At 41.7% G+C, this 17422-nt stretch carries 20 protein-coding genes and 1 tRNA gene; 10 read left to right on the top strand and 11 right to left on the bottom strand.

What is annotated here, in order from left to right:
• Nucleotides 1–7 precede the first annotated feature (7 nt).
• The 3 genes from BCY91_RS05100 to BCY91_RS05095 all read right to left on the bottom strand — a co-directional run bounded on the left by BCY91_RS05100 (nucleotide 8) and on the right by BCY91_RS05095 (nucleotide 2102).
• Nucleotides 8–388: a RidA family protein gene (locus BCY91_RS05100; RefSeq protein ID WP_120180945.1), complete on the bottom strand. Its 381-nt coding sequence runs from the start codon at nucleotides 386–388 to the stop codon at nucleotides 8–10.
• Between the two features lie 44 nt (nucleotides 389–432).
• Complete coding sequence (locus BCY91_RS17540) at nucleotides 433–582, bottom strand: DUF6728 family protein (RefSeq protein ID WP_317124678.1); 150 nt, start codon at nucleotides 580–582, stop codon at nucleotides 433–435.
• Nucleotides 583–647: 65 nt separating this feature from the next.
• Complete coding sequence (locus BCY91_RS05095; protein ID WP_120180944.1) at nucleotides 648–2102, bottom strand: OmpA family protein; 1455 nt, start codon at nucleotides 2100–2102, stop codon at nucleotides 648–650.
• A gap of 159 nt (nucleotides 2103–2261) precedes the next feature.
• Between BCY91_RS05095 and BCY91_RS05090 the strand changes: the two genes are divergently transcribed.
• The 4 genes from BCY91_RS05090 to BCY91_RS05075 all read left to right on the top strand — a co-directional run bounded on the left by BCY91_RS05090 (nucleotide 2262) and on the right by BCY91_RS05075 (nucleotide 6644).
• Nucleotides 2262–3554 carry an aminopeptidase P family protein gene (locus BCY91_RS05090; RefSeq protein WP_120180943.1) on the top strand — a complete coding sequence of 431 codons (1293 nt, stop codon included), beginning with the start codon at nucleotides 2262–2264 and terminating at the stop codon, nucleotides 3552–3554.
• Between the two features lie 83 nt (nucleotides 3555–3637).
• Nucleotides 3638–4786, top strand: a complete 1149-nt coding sequence (locus BCY91_RS05085) for a DNA polymerase III subunit (RefSeq protein ID WP_120180942.1) — start codon at nucleotides 3638–3640, stop codon at nucleotides 4784–4786.
• Nucleotides 4787–4789: 3 nt separating this feature from the next.
• A complete protein-coding gene (locus tag BCY91_RS05080) occupies nucleotides 4790–6112 on the top strand; it encodes a PSP1 domain-containing protein (RefSeq protein ID WP_120180941.1) in 1323 nt (440 codons plus the stop codon).
• A gap of 58 nt (nucleotides 6113–6170) precedes the next feature.
• Complete coding sequence (locus BCY91_RS05075; protein WP_120180940.1) at nucleotides 6171–6644, top strand: gliding motility lipoprotein GldH; 474 nt, start codon at nucleotides 6171–6173, stop codon at nucleotides 6642–6644.
• Here BCY91_RS05075 and BCY91_RS05070 read toward each other — a convergent pair.
• Nucleotides 6637–7176, bottom strand: a complete 540-nt coding sequence (locus tag BCY91_RS05070) for a hypothetical protein (protein ID WP_120180939.1) — start codon at nucleotides 7174–7176, stop codon at nucleotides 6637–6639. The genes BCY91_RS05075 and BCY91_RS05070 overlap by 8 nt on opposite strands.
• A gap of 351 nt (nucleotides 7177–7527) precedes the next feature.
• On the opposite strand from BCY91_RS05070, the gene BCY91_RS05065 reads away from it, so the two are divergent.
• Both BCY91_RS05065 and BCY91_RS05060 read left to right on the top strand, forming a co-directional pair.
• Nucleotides 7528–8079 carry a 30S ribosomal protein S16 gene (locus BCY91_RS05065; RefSeq protein WP_120181051.1) on the top strand — a complete coding sequence of 184 codons (552 nt, stop codon included), beginning with the start codon at nucleotides 7528–7530 and terminating at the stop codon, nucleotides 8077–8079.
• A gap of 191 nt (nucleotides 8080–8270) precedes the next feature.
• The gene (locus BCY91_RS05060; protein ID WP_120180938.1) at nucleotides 8271–8474 is read left to right on the top strand and encodes a hypothetical protein; all 204 of its coding nucleotides are present in this window, start codon (nucleotides 8271–8273) and stop codon (nucleotides 8472–8474) included.
• A gap of 4 nt (nucleotides 8475–8478) precedes the next feature.
• Here BCY91_RS05060 and BCY91_RS05055 read toward each other — a convergent pair whose 3' ends face one another.
• Both BCY91_RS05055 and BCY91_RS05050 read right to left on the bottom strand, forming a co-directional pair.
• The gene (locus BCY91_RS05055; protein ID WP_120180937.1) at nucleotides 8479–9273 is read right to left on the bottom strand and encodes a (Fe-S)-binding protein; all 795 of its coding nucleotides are present in this window, start codon (nucleotides 9271–9273) and stop codon (nucleotides 8479–8481) included.
• A 272-nt stretch (nucleotides 9274–9545) separates the two neighbouring features.
• Nucleotides 9546–10856, bottom strand: coding sequence for a (Fe-S)-binding protein (locus tag BCY91_RS05050; protein WP_120180936.1), 1311 nt, complete (start codon nucleotides 10854–10856; stop codon nucleotides 9546–9548).
• A gap of 245 nt (nucleotides 10857–11101) precedes the next feature.
• Between BCY91_RS05050 and BCY91_RS05045 the strand changes: the two genes are divergently transcribed.
• The 4 genes from BCY91_RS05045 (at nucleotide 11102) to BCY91_RS05035 (ending at nucleotide 14136) form a co-directional block, all read left to right on the top strand.
• Nucleotides 11102–11174 (top strand) — tRNA-Phe (locus tag BCY91_RS05045).
• Nucleotides 11175–12092: 918 nt separating this feature from the next.
• A complete protein-coding gene (locus tag BCY91_RS05040) occupies nucleotides 12093–12488 on the top strand; it encodes a hypothetical protein (RefSeq protein ID WP_120180935.1) in 396 nt (131 codons plus the stop codon).
• A gap of 308 nt (nucleotides 12489–12796) precedes the next feature.
• Nucleotides 12797–13027, top strand: coding sequence for a hypothetical protein (locus BCY91_RS17695; protein ID WP_220699430.1), 231 nt, complete (start codon nucleotides 12797–12799; stop codon nucleotides 13025–13027).
• A complete protein-coding gene (locus tag BCY91_RS05035) occupies nucleotides 13024–14136 on the top strand; it encodes a hypothetical protein (protein ID WP_220699429.1) in 1113 nt (370 codons plus the stop codon). The genes BCY91_RS17695 and BCY91_RS05035 overlap by 4 nt, the downstream gene beginning before the upstream one ends.
• Before the next feature lie 65 nt (nucleotides 14137–14201).
• Here the strand turns inward: BCY91_RS05035 and BCY91_RS05030 are convergent, their stop codons facing one another.
• The 5 genes from BCY91_RS05030 to BCY91_RS05010 all read right to left on the bottom strand — a co-directional run bounded on the left by BCY91_RS05030 (nucleotide 14202) and on the right by BCY91_RS05010 (nucleotide 17400).
• Nucleotides 14202–14636, bottom strand: coding sequence for a hypothetical protein (locus tag BCY91_RS05030; RefSeq protein WP_120180934.1), 435 nt, complete (start codon nucleotides 14634–14636; stop codon nucleotides 14202–14204).
• A complete protein-coding gene (locus tag BCY91_RS05025; protein WP_120180933.1) occupies nucleotides 14637–14990 on the bottom strand; it encodes a phage holin family protein in 354 nt (117 codons plus the stop codon).
• Nucleotides 14991–14996: 6 nt separating this feature from the next.
• Nucleotides 14997–15263: a YtxH domain-containing protein gene (locus tag BCY91_RS05020; RefSeq protein WP_120180932.1), complete on the bottom strand. Its 267-nt coding sequence runs from the start codon at nucleotides 15261–15263 to the stop codon at nucleotides 14997–14999.
• Nucleotides 15264–15348: 85 nt separating this feature from the next.
• Nucleotides 15349–16359: an AI-2E family transporter gene (locus tag BCY91_RS05015; RefSeq protein WP_120180931.1), complete on the bottom strand. Its 1011-nt coding sequence runs from the start codon at nucleotides 16357–16359 to the stop codon at nucleotides 15349–15351.
• An 81-nt stretch (nucleotides 16360–16440) separates the two neighbouring features.
• Nucleotides 16441–17400: an OmpA family protein gene (locus tag BCY91_RS05010; RefSeq protein ID WP_120180930.1), complete on the bottom strand. Its 960-nt coding sequence runs from the start codon at nucleotides 17398–17400 to the stop codon at nucleotides 16441–16443.
• Nucleotides 17401–17422: the final 22 nt, after the last annotated feature.

The following is a 17422-nucleotide window of genomic DNA, read 5'->3' as shown; positions in this document are numbered from 1 at the left end:
AATTAGCTTATCCTTTTACGGCTATGGCCGATATTTCTACATTTACATTTTTGGGCAATGTTTTTACGGCAACCGTTTCCCTGGCGGGAAAATCAGCGCTGAAATAGCTTCCGTAAACTTCGTTCACAACCGGAAAAAAATTCATATCGCTCAAAAAAATGGTTGTTTTAACAATGTTTTCAAAACCGAATCCGGCTGCAGACAAAACCGCCTTTAGGTTCTCCATCACCTGCTGGGTTTCTGTTTCAATACTGTCTAACACCAAATTCCCGCTTTCGGCATTCAACGCAATTTGGCCCGAGATATATAAGATATTGCCGGCCAGCACCGCTTGGCTATAAGGACCAATAGGAGAAGGTGCTTCGTTTGTATTTATGATTTTCTTCATGACTTCTAATTTATGGCTTTAATAGGACACCAAGGTTTGCTTCTTCAATGCTTCAAAAAAAGCACGTCAATCAGCTTCCACAAAACGCCTAAAACAAATACCACAATCACAAATTTGTTAATCCAGTGCATTACGCGGATGTTAAAGGTGTTTGGTGCATTTGGATCTTTCTTTCCGAAAAAGTACATAAACAAATTTAACAATAAAAAAGGGAGTCTGCTAACAGACTCCCTCTCTCAGATTAATATATGATAATCTACTATTTTTCTCTGAATTCAACACGACGGTTAGCAACGCGACCTTCTTCTGTTGCATTAGATGCAATTGGACGAGTTTCGCCGTAACCTTTAGTTGAAACTTTCTTAGCATCAACACCAGAGTTTACTAAGTAAGTTTTTACCGCGTTAGCTCTGTCGATAGAAAGTTGCATGTTGTAAGCTTCAGTACCTTCTGAAGATGCGTGACCGTCTAATTGAAGACCAGCAATTTTGTTTGATCTTACCATTGAAGATACTTTATCTAAAGTTGGGTAAGATGAAGTTCTTAAAACTGAAGAGTTGTACTCAAATTGGATGTTGCTTACACCAGCGATAGTACCGCTTGACATTGTAGGGCAACCATCTAGCTCAGCAGAACCTTTTTCTAGTGGGCATTTGTCTTTCCAATCTGGCACACCGTCACCGTCAGTATCTAACTCGCAACCAGAACCGTCAACTTTTGCACCAGCTGGAGTGTTAGGGCATTTGTCTAAATGATCTGCAACACCGTCACCGTCAGAATCTTTTTTCAAATCTTCAACAGCTTGCTCTACGTTAGTAACACGGCCTTTTAAAGCTTCAACTTCTTGACGTAAGGTTGGGTCTTTCAACTCATCATACATCATAGCAATTGGGTTAACCCAGTTCAAATCTGGTTTTGATTTTGAACCTAAAGAGAACTCTAAACCAGCTCTAACAACAGAGAATTTATCTTTAGAAGTTCCTTTTGCGTAAACACCGTCAAAGTTATCTCCGTCGATGAATTTAGCATCGTAACCTAAGTCTAAAGCTACTCTATCTCCTAATTTAAATTTAACACCCACACCTACTGGGATGTAAGCTTGTCTGATGTAATCATTGTTATCACCAGCATCGCCGTAGTTTCCTTTGTTATTTACTTCAGTACCGTCTAAATCGTAACCAGTGTAAAGTACCGGATTGTAAGCAATGATACCGTAACCTACTTTACCGTAGAAGTTAACCGCATTAGTTCTGTTTAAGAAATCAATGGTAGCTAAGTTAAAGTAACCGCTCAAGTTTGCATCATATTGAACCTGAGTTTGCGCAGAGTTGTAGGTTTGACCTGCTGGACCCCAACCTGGTGCTAAATTACCTGCTGCTGGTGCTTTGTTTACGTGGTTAACGTGCCCACGGTACAAGTTACCTTCTAAACCAAATACGTGACCAAATTGTTTTCTTAAAGACAAGCCGTAGTAACCGCCAAGTTTGTACTCGCCGAAAGCTACATTGCTTCCAAAATCATTTGAACCACCTGTAATTACCGCTGGGATTGAAAAACCACCATTAAGACCCAAAGTCCAAGTACGGTACTGTTTTTTACCTCCGAAAGTCTTTGCCGAACTGCTAGTTGGCGTAGCATCCTGAGCATTTGCTGAGATCGCGAAAGCCGTAGCTAGCGACAAAGCAACTGTCTTTTTTAATGTAGAATAATTCATCATTTTTTTTTTAAGGTTAACAATTCTTAATTGTAATTTGTCGTAAAATTAATTATAAGTTTGACTGCATCAAGTATTCAAATTCCGTTCCAAAATTTGCGGGCTTACGAAAAAACATCGTGCAAAGCCAACATTTAATGTTTAACTTATTCAATCCTAATGAAGTATCAAATCAAAGAACCAATTTTACACGCCAAACATAGAGAAAATTTTTCTTTTAACATCAAAAAAAATTCGCTAGCTATAATAAATGCCAGCGACGAGTTCCCGCGCAGTGGCGATCAAACCTTCAGTTTTAAACAAAATCCTGATTTATTTTACCTTACAGGGATAGACCAAGAGCAAACCATCTTGCTCTTGTTTCCAGATTGCCCAAATCCGCTTTATCGCGAAGTACTTTTTTTAAGACAAACCAATGAGCATATCGCTGTTTGGGAAGGCTACAAGTACACTAAAGAACAGGCTAAAGAAACATCGGGCATCCAAAACATTTATTGGCTAGATGAGTTTTGGCCCATCCTTTCTTCCATTATCCACTATGCCGAGCATATTTATCTGAATACCAATGAAAATGACCGATACGAGCAATCTGTGCCCTACCGAGATTTACGTTTCATTAGCCAGATAAAAGCTAAGTATCCGCTACACCGTTACGAGCGTGCCGCACCTATTTTTAGAAAGCTTCGCGCCATCAAATCAGACACTGAACTAAAATATATACAGCAGGCCTGCAACATCACGGGCGATGCCTTCCGCCGTGTACTGCGCTTTGTAAAACCAAACGTAGGCGAATGGGAAATCGAAGCAGAAATCATCCACGAATTCATCCGCCAGCAGGCTACCGGGCATGCCTATGCGCCAATTATAGCTTCCGGAGTAAACGCTTGCATTTTACACTATAATGACAATAACCGCTTTTGTAACAATGGCGATGTAATCCTTTTTGATTTTGCTGCCGAGTATGGAAACTACAACGCGGACCTTAGCAGGAGCATTCCGGTGAACGGAAAATTTACGCAAAGACAAAAAGACGTATATAACGCCGTGCTACATGTATTTAAAGAAGCTAAAAAAATGCTTTTGCCCGGCACCATCTGGAATGAGTACCACGAGGAGGTTGGGAAAATAATGACTGCCGAGCTAATTAAGCTCAATTTGCTAGACCGGCACGATGTAGAGAAGCAAGACCCTAAAATGCCTGCTTATAAGAAATATTTTATGCACGGCACTTCGCATCATTTGGGTATAGATGTGCATGATTTTGCCAGCCGCTACGAGCCTTTTGCCATTGGCAATGTGCTTACCTGCGAACCGGGAATATACATCCCTGCCGAAGGTTTAGGCATCCGCATTGAAAATGACATCTACATCAGCGAAAGCGGCCCTATTGATTTAATGCAGCACATCCCGATAGAAGCAGAAGAAATTGAAGACATCATGAACGGGGCTTAATTGTGCAAGGCCGTTTAGATAAAATTAGACGGCTGTGATTTTTACGCCATTTATAAACGCTTTAATTTTTTTATTTTGCAGGCATGCAGTTTAGCGATATTGTTGGGCAAGAAGCCGTAAAAAAACATCTGATACAAACCGTTAAAGATGAAAGAATTAGCCACGCACAGCTTTTTTTAGGTGCCGAGGGTGTGGGTGCTTTGCCTTTAGCGCTTGCCTACGCTCAATATATCTGTTGCGAAAATAAGCAAGAAAATGATTCGTGCGGCCAATGCGCATCATGCCGTAAATACAGTAAACTGGTGCATCCAGATCTGCATTTTTCTTATCCGTTTTTTGCCAAGCATAAAGAAGATACGGCGCTCAACTTTATAGAGCAGTGGCGCAAAGCCTTTTTGCAGAACCCATACATGGGGATGGATGAATGGCGCGAGCAACTGGAAGCAGAAAACAAGCAGGCTAACATCAACATTGCCGAAGCACATGCTATTATCAAAAAGCTGAGCTTAAAAGCCTTTGAAGCCGAGTATAAGGTTTTGATTTTATGGATGCCCGAATACCTGGAAAAAGAGGGCAACGCTTTATTGAAGCTGATAGAAGAACCGCCCCAGAAAACCCTGTTTTTATTGGTGGCCCAAAATCAGGAGCAGATTTTAAATACCATTATCTCGCGTACGCAACTGGTTAAAATACCGAAGTTAAAAAAAGATGAGATTGCCCACTACCTGAGCGAGATAAAAGGGGTTGAACCCGCTTTGGCCAAACAGCTGGCCTATTTAAGCAACGGCAGTTTACAAAGCGCCTTACACCTGTTGCAACACCAAGAGCATGATTATCATAACTTATTTTTAAGTTGGTTGCGTGCCTGCTGGGGCAACAAAGGTTTAGAAATTGTGAGTTACAGTGAGGGCGAACTGGCAAAAATGGGGCGCGAGAACCAGAAAAACTTTTTGCGCTACGCTGTAAGTATGATGCGCGAATGCGCCTTATTTAAAGCCGAAACACCGGGTTTAATTAACGTGCCCGAGTCGGAACTGAAGTTTGTAAGCAGCATATCCCCTTCTTTAAGCTTGGCGCAGATTCAGGAAATAATTACCGAGCTGGAGAAAGCACAATATCACATTGAACGGAATGCCAACCCGAAAATATTATTTTTAGATGTATCTTTGATTTTGGTTAAAATTTTAAAATTTAAAACGCTCCGTCCAACGGCGGACTCAATTATATTATAGATTATGGGCTGTGGAAGTTGTTCATCGGGTGGCGGTTGTTCGCCCGCTGGCTGCAACAATAACGGATCGTGCTTAACAGACGGTGGTTGTAGCAAATTAGACGTTTATGACTGGTTATCCGACATGGATTTACCATCCAATTATACTCCGTTTCCTTTTGTAGAAGTAAGATTTAAGGGATCTCGGAAAGATTTTTACAGGAACGAAGACAATATTTATTTAGAAGCCGGAGAGCTGGTGGCTGTAGAAACCACTACCGGCGGATACGATATTGGCCACGTTACCCTTACCGGAGAGCTGGTGCGTATGCAGATGAAACGCAAACGGGTAAGCGAAGAAAAAGCACCTTTTAAAATTTACCGGAAGGCTACACCGCAAGATGTGGAGAAATGGAAAAACGCCAAGGAAAAAGAATCGGAGACGATGCATAAAGCACGTACCATTGCTTTGCAACTGGGCTTGGCCATGAAACTTTCTGATGTAGAATATCAGGGCGACCGCTCTAAGGCTACCTTTTATTATACAGCAGATGGCCGCGTGGATTTCCGCGAGCTGATTAAAAAACTAGCGGAAGCTTTTAGGGTACGTATAGAGATGCGCCAAATTGGGATGCGCCAAGAAGCCAGCCGTTTAGGCGGTATCGGCTCATGCGGGCGCGAGCTTTGTTGCAGTACCTGGTTAACAGATTTTAAAACTGTTTCTACGGCATCGGCACGTTACCAAAACTTATCCTTAAACACGCTGAAATTAGCCGGGCAATGCGGTAAACTTAAATGTTGCCTCAATTACGAGCTGGACACCTATATGGATGCTTTAAAGGCTATCCCGGACCATGCCGACCGTTTGCGTACCGAAAGAGGCGAAGCTCGCTTGCAAAAAACAGACATCTTTAAAAAACTGATGTGGTACAGCTATGCCGAAGATAATACTTGGATTCCCCTAGCCGTGGGAAGGGTGAAGGAAGTGCAAGAAATGAATAAGCGCGGCGAAAAACCTGAAGATTTAAGAGAGTTGGCCAGTGAAATTGAAAATGTAGAACTGCCAGAAAAATCTTTCGATTACGAAAATGTGGTAGGCCAGGATAGTTTGACCCGTTTAGATGAAAAAGCGCGCAAAAAGAAAAACAATGCGCGTAATAAAAACCGTAATCGCGGAAACGCAAAACCAGCTAGCAACAGCGGACCTGCAAGTGCAAACATCCAAAAGCAGGCAAACCCGCACGCCAATGTAAAAGCAAATACAGAAAATACCAATAAGCCTAAGCGCAACAACCGGAATAAAAAAAGAAGAAACAACAACAATAACAACGGTAAGCCCGAAAACTAAGCATAAAAGCAGGCGCCATTAGTGCGCCTGCTTCAAACAGAAAACAGCGGTAAAACGGATGAACATCAAACGCTTAATATACTTAACCCCACTACTGGCACTACAAGCCTGTATGGATCCAAAAGTTAAGGTAGACACTTACGAGGCTATCCCTAAGCAAAACTGGACTTACATTAACCCTATTAAGGCCACTATTAACGTTACTGATAGCACCCAAGCCTATAATATCTATGTTAATTTCAGGCATACGGCAGATTATAAATATTCTAACATTTGGTTGCGTTTCCACATCATTGGACCGCAACAAAAAGACATCCCCGTAAGGCAAGAGTTTCAGCTGGCCATGAATGACGGCCAATGGCTAGGCACCGGATCTGGCCAATTATTTACCTATCAGCTGATTTATAAAGAGAACTATAAATTTGCCAGCACCGGCAAGTACACTTTAATTGTAGAACAGAATATGCGCGACAATCCGCTGAAAGCAATTAGCGACGTGGGAATTTATGTCGAAGAAGCGTCCGTTAATTGATAGTGATGACGTCTAAACTATAATCCTCACCTACTTTTTTCTTCGGTTTGGTTGGATAATAAACATTTCCCGTTAATATTGCTGCCGGAAACAAGGAAAAAGCGCCTGCAAAGGCTACTGCGCCAGGGTTAAGCTCCATTTTGTCTGTTATAATCACCGCTGCAGTGCCAATTACTAAGGTGCTTCCAATAAAACTCATCAGCTCACCAGATTTTGAAACTTCTTTAATCGCATCAATATCTGCAATGTTAAAGGCTTGTTTCTTTAAGCTGCGTTTATCCCTAATCAGCCAAATTTCACTGCTGCTGATAGAATCCACTTTACCTCTTATTCCTACAATTTCTGGAAAACGGCCGTTTTTGCTTTTGATGTCCAGTTTGGCGCTGGGATAAGCCATGCGCACATAATCGCCTTTTTTGATGGTATTGCTGCTGCTATCTTTAAACGTAATGAGCAATTTGTTTTCTTGCGATTTGGCGATAAAACTGAGGAGAGCGAGCAATACGGTGAAGGTGGCGGATTTGATTTGCATGCCTAAAAGTAAACACAATTTCGGCTTGTAAAAAATTTATTTTTAGATGCTAAGAGCCTGTTTAAATTTATATTGTAAAAATGTTTATCGCTTATTTTTTCATAAGTTACTTATTGTTATTCAAGGCATTCAAGAAGGCGTACTGCCTTTTTGAGCGAAACGAGGCGTGTTTTTACAGAGATAGCGAGGGCTTCTACCTCAAAAAAACACAACAAAGTTGTAGCCTAAAAGAAGCATAAACAAATTATTAGATAAATTTTAAAGAGGCTCTTAGGGTTTGTAATCCAAAAGTTGTACATTTGCGTCCCTTTTCGAGCAAAAGGGATATTGCAAAAATTTAATGTATTAATAATGGCAACTAAAATCAGATTACAAAGACACGGTAAAAAAGGAAAACCTTTTTATTACATCGTGGTAGCAGATTCAAGATCTCCAAGAGATGGTAAATTCATCGAGAGATTAGGATCTTACAATCCAAACACCAACCCGGCAACTATCGAATTAAACTTTGACAGTGCTGTTAAATGGGTATCTACTGGTGCAACCCCTACAGACACTGCAAAAGCTATTCTTTCTTATAAAGGCGTGCTTTATGCAAACCACTTAAATGGCGGTGTTAGAAAAGGCGCTTTAACCCAAGAACAAGCTGATGCTAAATTAGCGGCTTGGTTAGAGGGAAAAGAAACACAGATCCAAGCTAAAAAAGACGGCTTAGCATCTTCTAAAGAAGCTACTAAAAAAGCTGCTTTTGAAGCAGAGACCAAGAAAAAAGAGGCAATGGCCGCAGCTATTGCAGCTAAAAACACGCCGCCGGCAGAAGAGCCTGCAGCAGAAGAAGAAGCTACTGACGAAGTGGCAACAGAAGCAAGCGCAGCTGACGAAGAAGCACCTGCAGCTGAATAAAAGAAAATTTCTTTTAAACAAAAAAGCCGGTGGAATTATTGTTCCACCGGCTTTTTTTATTGTTTTATCCCAATACCCAAATCTGGGTATTTGACACTACATCAAATTTTTATACTTTAGCACACGCAAAATCTACCATAACAAACAACGTGTAACAGATGAAGGCCGGGAAACCTCTACATTTAGCATTAATGTTAACCATTTTAGTAGCCCATACGGTGTTTCTTAGCATTTGGCTAACGGATAAGCCTCATCATCAAACACAGGCCCAAAACAGCGCTGTAAACGCAGAGAAGCCTGCAAACATCCCCACTAAATTTGTAGCTAAAAAAGATTCGCTTCTGCACAGCCACCTTAACGTTCACGTGCAGGCAACCGGATTTTTAATCAGGTAAAATTTTATAGCAGGCCGTTGGCTCTAGCGGTAATCTCTGCGATATCTAATACCGTAATTTCCTGCTCTTTCTCTACATGTTTTACACCATCGTTCATCATCGTCATGCAAAATGGGCAACCCACAGCAACTATATCTGCCTTGGCTTCTAAGACGTCCTCCATACGCTCTACGTTTACATCTTTTTTTCCAGGCTCGGGCTCTTTAAACATTTGCGCACCTCCGGCACCACAGCATAATCCGTTAGATTTGCAACGCTTTAATTCTACCAGATCCGCATCTAGTTGCTCCAGCGCCTTCCGTGGCGCTTCATACACACCGTTCCCTCTGCCTAAATAGCACGGATCATGAAAGCTTATTTTTTTTCCTTTAAACGCGCCACCCTCGGCTACTAACTTTCCTTCGGCAATTAAATCTGCTATTAGTTGCGTATGGTGGATCACCTCGTAATGGCCACCTAAAACAGGATACTCATTTTTTATGGTGTTGAAGCAATGCGGGCAAGCGGTCACAATTTTTTTTATGGCATAGCCGTTCAATACCTCTATATTGCCCATTGCCTGCATCTGAAACAAAAACTCGTTACCGGCGCGCTTTGCGGGGTCGCCCGTACAGGCTTCTTCTGTCCCTAAAACCGCAAATTTGATCCCAACATGCTTTAATATTTTTGCAAAAGCTCGGGTAATACGCTGTGCACGCTCGTCATAGCTGCCTGCGCATCCCACCCAAAAAAGAATATCAGGTTGTTCGCCCTTAGCCGAAAGTTCGGCCATTGTTGGTATGTTTATCAATGTGTCCATTTTTTAGTTGGTTAGTTGGTTAGGGGTTAGTTGGTTAGAGGGTTAGTAAATGGGAGTTCATTAGTAGAGGGAGTTCAATAGTCATTAGTTTATCAGTCATTAGTAGAGGAGCACGTTTAGTTCATTAGTTGAAAAAAGTTCATTGGAGTTTACTAGTCATTAGTAGAGAAAGTTCATTAGTCATTAGTTCCAATCTCCCGTTCTACGTCTTTATTCTTTGTTCCTTATTCCTTGCTCTTTCATGCTCTTTATTCCTTGTTCTTTAATGCTCCTCACTCTTTACTCCAATCGCCCTGCGCCCAATTCAACCGATCTGCTGGAGCATATTTCCATGGCGCGGCATTATTTTCAACATTCGCAAACATGGCGCTTAGGCTGTTCGGCACATTAGATTCCTCCATTACTGCATAACGGCGCAAATCCAGAATAATGGATAAAGGATCTATGTTTACCGGACAGGCTTCTACACAAGCATTGCAGGTTGTGCAAGCCCAAATTTCTTCGCGACTGATGTAATCGTCCAGCAAAGCTTTACCATCGTGGTAGCTGGCTCCGTTTTTATCTTTGGCTTTGCCCAACTCCTCTAAACGGTCGCGCGTATCCATCATAATCTTCCTCGGCGAAAGCAACTTTCCGGTAATGTTGGCCGGACAAACCGACGTACATCGGCCACACTCGGTACAAGTATAAGCGTTCATCAGCTGTACCCAGTTTAAATCGACCACATCTTTTGCCCCAAATTTAGCGTCGGGGTCTGCCGGCGGAGGCGTGAAGCTAGGATCTAACATGGCTTTCACCTCGTTGCTTACGCTCTGCATATTGCTAAAGTGACCTTTGGGGTTCAAATTGCTGTACCAAGTGTTGGGGAAGGCCAAAAGAATATGGAAATGTTTGGAGATAGGCAGGTAGTTTAAAAAAGCTAAGATACCGATGATGTGAAACCACCAGCAAAAGCGCTCTATAAATACCAAAGCCTCGGTGGATGAGGGCAACAAAGGCGACAAAAACTGTGATACCGGGAATGCACCGGCCTGAATGTAATGTCCGTATAGCCTACTTTGCAATTGATAATCGGCGGCGTTCATTGTTAAAAAAGCAGTCATCAGCAACACCTCTATCAACAAAATGTAAATGGCATCTGATTTTGGCCAGGCCTTCATCTCTACGCCCGAGAAACGTTTGAGCCTGACCACTAAGCGCCGCGCTAAAAACACCAATACCCCTAGCAAAACCAAGAGCGCCAAAATCTCGAACGAGCCAATTAAAAAACTGTAAAAACCACCCATAAAAGCAAAGAGGCGGTGCGTGCCAAAAATACCATCGAGCACTATCTCTAAAACTTCTAAATTGATGATAACAAAACCAAGGTAAACAAAAAGGTGCATCAGGCCCGCCACCGGCCTTACCATCATTTTGCTTTGCCCCATCGCAACCCTCGCCATGGTGGTCCAACGTTCGGCCTTACGGTCGTTACGGCAAATGTTTTTCCCTAAACGTATGTTGCGGATAATTTTGCGGACTTGCACTGTAAAAAGTGCTACCGCAACTATAAAAACCAGCGTGAAAACAATTTGTGCAAGCATAACTGAACTTAAAACCCTAAGTTATATAAAAGCGCACGGTAAAAATAATATGCTTGCATAGTATTTTTAATTTAGAATGGTTTAAAACGCTAAACCACTAAAGAAAATAAACAACTTGATATTAAGGAATTAAGTGCATAGAGGCAATTTCGAACGATTTTTTTTATGATTTTATTTGCTAATCCGCAAAAAGAACCTACATTTGCAATCCCTAACCGATAGCATATCTGCTTAGGTAACGGCGGGGTGCCTTAGCTCAGTAGGTAGAGCAAAGGACTGAAAATCCTTGTGTCCCTGGTTCGATCCCTGGAGGCACCACCTCAAGACAGAAAGCTTCACAGAAATGTGAGGCTTTTTTGTTTTATAGGTTTAAAGTACTTTTAGCACTAATAACTCATCAGTTTATCCTTAGTTCTAATGATAAAACTAAAGAACCGCAGAGAACGTACAGAAAATAAATATTGGTTTTCAAAACCTTGATACTGATTGCTTGACACTTTGATGCTCCCTTAACCCTTAAAACTACCGCGACTATTGTTAACTGACTATTAGCAACTTACAGCCATAAAACAGAAAGAAGGTAAAATAGTGTAAATTAAGCCTCCAAAAAGAACCGCCAAATCAACGGGGCAAGCAGACAAGGCCAACGCGACAATAAAGATACGCCTGGAAATGTCCCATCATTAAAGCCACATGTGCACAAAAAAGGGAAATAGGCCTTTTTTAGTCTTCGATGCTTTTAGATGTATGGAACGATTTGCTTACAACGGCAAGTGTTTCATAGCTAGATTTTTTGGTAATAACCGACTTGCCTTAACCTAAGACAGGTCGGTTTCTATATGATCGTAGCAAACGAAAAATAAAGAGAAGCTTTGGCTATACTTCTAAAACAACAGAGGGATCCAATTAACACTTGCCTGCATGGAAAAGCGCGGATGCCCTCTGCTGTATTTGCTGTTCTGGGTTTGATGATGTGTTTTTATATGGTCGTTTAATCAACCGGGACCCGACTATCCTTCTCTAGTTGCGACCTGTACCACAGAGCATCTTAAGCCTCAAAAAAACCGCCAAAAACCACGCATGCAATTTTGGCTATAATAAATTGGCGTGACAACTAAATGCATACACGCTTATACATTAATATACAATATTATATATTTTGAAATACAAATACAACTATTAAGATAATTTTATATATATTTTTGTCTATTATATTAGGTTCTTTTAATAAACGTATTGAAGAACCAGAAAAAACAGCTTTCCAGAGGGGAAGTTTTACATATTGTAGCAAAATCTAGCCGACTGAGCATTGGCGAAATCACGAAAAAAGCGGGCTTCAAATACCCAACTTTTTATGCGCATGTGAAACGCGAAGACTTACCGTTTGAAACGCTAGCGCGCTATGGGAAAGCTTTGGGGCATAATTTTGCCGACGAATTTCCGGAAATGGGCGACTTTATTTTTAAGGAGGATGAGGTTGTTTACGGAAAGAAAAAAATGAGCTACGAAGAATTGGAGCTGGAACGCGACCGCTGGCAAAACAAATACCACAAACTGAACGAAAAATACCAGGCTTTGGCCGATAAGTACCAGATATTACTGGAAGAGAAGCTGGGAATTGGTGGGAAGTGAAACTGCAACAAAATATGACCTATTCTTAAAAATTGCATTTTATTTGCGTTTAGGCAAAAATAATCCTTAATCTAAAAACAGGCACTAAATAGAATTGGCCAAAGAAGAAGAGTTGCAGGCCATTACTGCTTTATACCGTTATAGCGGTTCCTAACATGCGGTTCAGATACGTATTCCCAACATTTTACAACTGAACGTAACGTAGTCCGCCTTTCATCCCGCCCAAATCTTACAAAAAGTATCTAAAATTATATAACAGCACCAAAGGGCCGATTAGCGATTTTTGTACGATAACAAAATTACTAGAGATGAAAATTCTAAGCTCCCTTATCGCCTTGCTATGTTTCACCCTCAGCGAGGCTATAGCACAACATCAACACCATACCGAAACGCAGGTTAAAGAACAGCATTTACATGCCGACAGTACCGCGGAAGCGCATACTAACCAGCATGTGGCCATGAGCCACTCCTTTTCATTAAACCTACCCATGAGCCGGAACGGATCTGGCACGGCTGGCTACCTGATGCCTCGCCGATGAACGGCGTAATGTTCCATACGCCCAAATGGATGTACATGTTGCACGGAAATTTATTTGTGCGTTATAACAACCAAGATTTTAACAATAAGGGTACGCGCGGAGGCAGCGAATTTGACGCGCCCAACTGGCTAATGTTTATGGGGCAGAGGCAGGTGGGTAAAAACGGGCAGTTCCGTTTTGGCAGCATGCTATCTTTAGACGCGCCACTTGGTGGCGGAGACGGCTACCCTTTACTTTTTCAAAGTGGCGAGGCTTATAAAGGCAAAGCCATTGTTGACCGTCAACATCCGCATGATCTTTTTTCAGAACTTTCTGTAAGCTACAGCCATGCCCTGTCACAAAAAACAGATGTGTTTGTTTATCTGGCTTATCCGGGCGAACCTGCCTTAGGTCCGGTTGCCTTTATGCACCGGCCATCGGCACTGGCCAACCCAGATGCACCCATTACGCACCACTGGATTGATGCGACGCATGTGACTTTCGGCGTGGCAACACTGGGCTTCCGTTATGGGAAATTTAAAGTAGAAGCATCCTCTTTTACAGGCAGAGAGCCCGACGAACACCGTTACGACTTTGACAAACCACGCTTTGATAGCTTTAGCGGAAGACTATCTTACAATCCGTCTAAAAACTGGGCTTTACAGGTATCGCAGGCTTTTGTGAAACATCCGGAGATATTACATGCCGGAGATATTAAGAGAACTACCGCCTCTGCCATTTACAGTGTTGAGTTGGGCGCAGAAAGTAGGTTAAATACAACTGCGGTATGGGGTATGAATAAAGCTGCGCACCATGACGCAGAAAACGCCGCTTTGTTAGAAGGCGAATGGAGCTATAAAAAGTTGGCCTTGCACGGCAGGTACGAATGGGTACAAAAAGGAATCGAAGAACTGTCTTTAGATGAGAGCGTTTTTGGGCACGATGCCGTTTTTCCGGTAAATGCCTTTACTATGGGTTTTAATTACGACTTATTTGATATTGCACAAACCAAACTTGCCGGTGGCAGTCAAATTACCTTTTATAATGCGGATGGGCGTTTAAACAATTTGTATGGTAAAAACCCTATGGCCATACAGTTTTATTTACGTTGGTACCCGAGGTTGATGTAAACCAAACAAAATCACGCGTAGTTCAATAAAAAAACCGATTCCTCAAGAGAATCGGTTTTTAGATTTTAAGCCGTTTCGCTTTCTGGCGGTATACCGTAATCATCGGCACCGTAGCGCCGTTCCTTTTTAGTTTTACGTTTAATAAAGGAAGTTGCCTTATCTACCCAACTGGCCAAAACTTCGGTGTTAAACAAAGAAGGCTTTACCAATTTTTGTGAAAGCAGTGAAGCTACAGCTTTAATAACCACCCCTTGTTTGCGTAAAATTGTACGGTTTAGCAACATGGGTACAAAAATGCGCCCGAAACGTGTCGCCCAATCGGCATGGCCCTGTAATGATTTGTGCGCAAAAAGACCTTTAACAAAATTCACCGGCGCCAATATTTTCTCTTTAATGGCAGTAAATTTTTGGTTAAAGTACACTTCATCTTCCACTTTTTTGAGTTGCAGCAAGGTGATGCGGGCTTGTAGCTGTTGCATGTTTGTAATTGGAGTTTCCATTTATTCGCCCTTTTTAAAAATGTTTTTGATTAATGCGTTAATTACAGGGTTTTGGATGTAGTTTACGCGTATCAGCAGCACAATAATAGCTAGCAATAGGTAAAATGCGGTAACTATAAAAAATCCGCTCGACATGCTTCCTAGCACCTCACCCAGGTAACAGCCTAGTGCAACACTTAGAAAAACCACGAAAAAGAAAACGACAATCGCTAAAGCCAAAGCGCTTACCAAACCGCCAACGGCTTTCACCACAGATTGGATAAGCGTTAGCTTTTTTAACTCTATATAAGTTTGGATATAGTCTTTGGCCCTTTCGAACAGATCATCCTTATTCATATCGTTTTTCTCCATCATCAGCTATTAAACGTTGCTTACACCGTCAACATATTCGTCTTCTTCGGTTTTAATTTTATCTTTTATTTTGCTTACTACTTTATCTTTAAAATCGCTAAGGTTGTCGATTTCACTGGCCGCACGCTCGCGGATGCTGTCGCCTAAATTCTTTAGCGATTCTGATAATTTATCGCGGGTATCCGCACCTTTCTCTGGCGCAAATAATAATCCTAACGCGGCACCTGCGGCAACACCTGCCAAAAGCGCAATAAGTGTTCTTGAATTGTCTTTCATGTTATTTTGTTTTAAAGGTTGCTATTTATGGTTAAGATAAGAAAATACCTTGCCAAACAGGTTGATAAACATCATTTATTAAAAACTATGTTTGTTCTACGGCTACTTTGTTGGTTTCGTAGATTTTTACCAGATGGATAAACCACAAAAGCAATAAGGGGCCAAAAACCAATCCCGGGAAACCGAACAAAGGCAAACCGATGATAACACCTACCACAGTAATAATAGGGTGCGTGTCTGCCAACTTTTTGTTGATCATAAAGCGGATGACATTATCGATATTTACCAAAATAACGAGCGTAAAAGCCGCTACAAAAATGCCCTGCCATGTTTGTCCGTTTAACAAAAGGATAACCGCCGCCGGTGAAGTGATGAGCGGTGCGCCTATCACGGGCATAAAGGCTAAAAAGAAAGAGATGATGCCCCAAAAAATAGCATCATTAATGCCTACTATAAAAAAGCACAGCACCACCAACAGGCCTTGCACCAAAGCAATTACGCCCTGGCCCAATATATTTGAATAGGTAGTGTTGCGCAGTTCTGACGCAAACTGCAAGGCTTGGTCCTTTTGCATGGGCGCGTAACGCAGGGCGTTGCCTTCAAAAGATTCGGACTGCACCAGCATAAAGTATAGGATAAAGTACATCACCGTTACAGTTAAAAATATGCCCAAGGCGCCGGTGAGCATTGACGGAAAAAGGTCCTGCACAAAAGCGCTGAATTTGTCCACATATTTTTGCACCATATGGGGCTGGTTAAATTTTGAGCCCACAAAGTCATCCAAACGCGAGATGTAGCCTTTCACCTTAAAATTATTCCCTTTTAAATCTGTAAGCCGGTTTAGCACCATATAGCTTAGCGTGAAAAAAGGGATAACGATAATAATAAAGGAGCTGAGGATGACCACCACCGCCGACCATATTTTGCCAATTTTGCAGATGAGGTAATTGTAAACAGGTTTAAATAAAGTGTATAGTAAAATAGACCCTAAGAAGGCGTTGAACAGTTCGCGCAAGCTGTATAATATAACGCCACCCAACAGAATGAGCGATGCAAGAACAATGTTATTTCTTTGTTTATCAGTAAAAATGGACATAAAAATGAATTGGTGAACAAATAGGCTGTAAACAAAAAAAGCTCCGAATTTTTCGGAGCTTCTATATCATGATAATTTCTTTTACGGATTAAGCACGTTCAAAGGGCATCCAGCACCGTCAACTTTAACGCCAGCTGGCGTGTTAGGGCACTTATCAAATTGGTTTGCCACACCGTCGCCATCGCTATCTTTTTTAAGCTCGCTTACGGTATCCTCTACCTTTTTGGTTCTGCCATCCAGTTGTTTTACCTCATCTCTCAAAGTATTGTCTTTTAGCTCATCGTACATGGTAGCAATTGGGTTTGCCCAAATGATGTTTGTTTTTGATTTAGCACCTAAAGCGAAATCTAAACCTGCAGAAGCATAAGAGAATTTATCTTTTGAGGTTGGTTTAGCATAGCTAGCGTCTAAGTTATCGCCGTCTACAAAATAAGCGGTGTAACCTAAATCAAAGGCAATGGCGTCGCTAATTTTAAACTTTATGCCTAGGCCCACCGGGATATAAGCTTCTTTAATGTAATCATTACCGCCTTGGGCTTTGCCTTTCCAATCGATAACGGTGTTAGCCGCCGTAACCACGCTTGGTGCATAGGCTAGCAAACCGTAACCTAAAGAAGCGTTGAAATTAATGTTGTTGGTACGGCTTAAAAAGTTGATAGAACCTAAATTGAAGTTTCCTCTCAAATCGGCACCGTAGGCAATTTTGGTTTCGTATGATCTTACACCGTTGGCTATGCCTCCGGCTGCATCATCATTATTTCCGGAAAGCTTACCGAACAATAGGTTTCCTTGCAATCCGAAAACATGTGATAGAGATTTGGTTAATTTTACGCCGTAGCCCACTTCTGCGTTCCAATTGGTATAGTCATTTGAACCACCAGTAGCCACCACCGGCATTAAAGCACCGGCATTGATGCCTAAAGCGAATGTTTTGTACTGATCACGGCCTCCAAAAGTCTTCGCTTTTGTGGCGGGCTGGCTTTGTGCCATTGCAGTACCTGCAAAAGCTAAAGCCAATAAACAAAGTAAATTTTTCTTCATCTTAATTTATTGAAAATATGTT

The organism is Pelobium manganitolerans (genome assembly GCF_003609575.1).
In the GTDB taxonomy this organism is placed as follows: domain Bacteria; phylum Bacteroidota; class Bacteroidia; order Sphingobacteriales; family Sphingobacteriaceae; genus Pseudopedobacter; species Pseudopedobacter manganitolerans.
The sequence above is the reverse complement of the archived record's forward strand: the minus strand, read 5'-3'. Positions and strand labels throughout refer to the sequence as shown.

Coding starts and splice junctions, on each gene's coding strand:
- BCY91_RS05100 (WP_120180945.1), bottom strand. CDS start 388: ATGAAGAAAATCATAAATACAAACGAAGCACCTTCTCCTATTGGTCCT.
- BCY91_RS05095 (WP_120180944.1), bottom strand. CDS start 2,102: ATGAATTATTCTACATTAAAAAAGACAGTTGCTTTGTCGCTAGCTACG.
- BCY91_RS05090 (WP_120180943.1), top strand. CDS start 2,262: ATGAAGTATCAAATCAAAGAACCAATTTTACACGCCAAACATAGAGAA.
- BCY91_RS05085 (WP_120180942.1), top strand. CDS start 3,638: ATGCAGTTTAGCGATATTGTTGGGCAAGAAGCCGTAAAAAAACATCTG.
- BCY91_RS05080 (WP_120180941.1), top strand. CDS start 4,790: ATGGGCTGTGGAAGTTGTTCATCGGGTGGCGGTTGTTCGCCCGCTGGC.
- BCY91_RS05075 (WP_120180940.1), top strand. CDS start 6,171: ATGAACATCAAACGCTTAATATACTTAACCCCACTACTGGCACTACAA.
- BCY91_RS05070 (WP_120180939.1), bottom strand. CDS start 7,176: ATGCAAATCAAATCCGCCACCTTCACCGTATTGCTCGCTCTCCTCAGT.
- BCY91_RS05065 (WP_120181051.1), top strand. CDS start 7,528: ATGGCAACTAAAATCAGATTACAAAGACACGGTAAAAAAGGAAAACCT.
- BCY91_RS05060 (WP_120180938.1), top strand. CDS start 8,271: ATGTTAACCATTTTAGTAGCCCATACGGTGTTTCTTAGCATTTGGCTA.
- BCY91_RS05055 (WP_120180937.1), bottom strand. CDS start 9,273: ATGGACACATTGATAAACATACCAACAATGGCCGAACTTTCGGCTAAG.
- BCY91_RS05050 (WP_120180936.1), bottom strand. CDS start 10,856: ATGCTTGCACAAATTGTTTTCACGCTGGTTTTTATAGTTGCGGTAGCA.
- BCY91_RS17695 (WP_220699430.1), top strand. CDS start 12,797: ATGAAAATTCTAAGCTCCCTTATCGCCTTGCTATGTTTCACCCTCAGC.
- BCY91_RS05035 (WP_220699429.1), top strand. CDS start 13,024: ATGAACGGCGTAATGTTCCATACGCCCAAATGGATGTACATGTTGCAC.
- BCY91_RS05030 (WP_120180934.1), bottom strand. CDS start 14,636: ATGGAAACTCCAATTACAAACATGCAACAGCTACAAGCCCGCATCACC.
- BCY91_RS05025 (WP_120180933.1), bottom strand. CDS start 14,990: ATGATGGAGAAAAACGATATGAATAAGGATGATCTGTTCGAAAGGGCC.
- BCY91_RS05020 (WP_120180932.1), bottom strand. CDS start 15,263: ATGAAAGACAATTCAAGAACACTTATTGCGCTTTTGGCAGGTGTTGCC.
- BCY91_RS05015 (WP_120180931.1), bottom strand. CDS start 16,359: ATGTCCATTTTTACTGATAAACAAAGAAATAACATTGTTCTTGCATCG.
- BCY91_RS05010 (WP_120180930.1), bottom strand. CDS start 17,400: ATGAAGAAAAATTTACTTTGTTTATTGGCTTTAGCTTTTGCAGGTACT.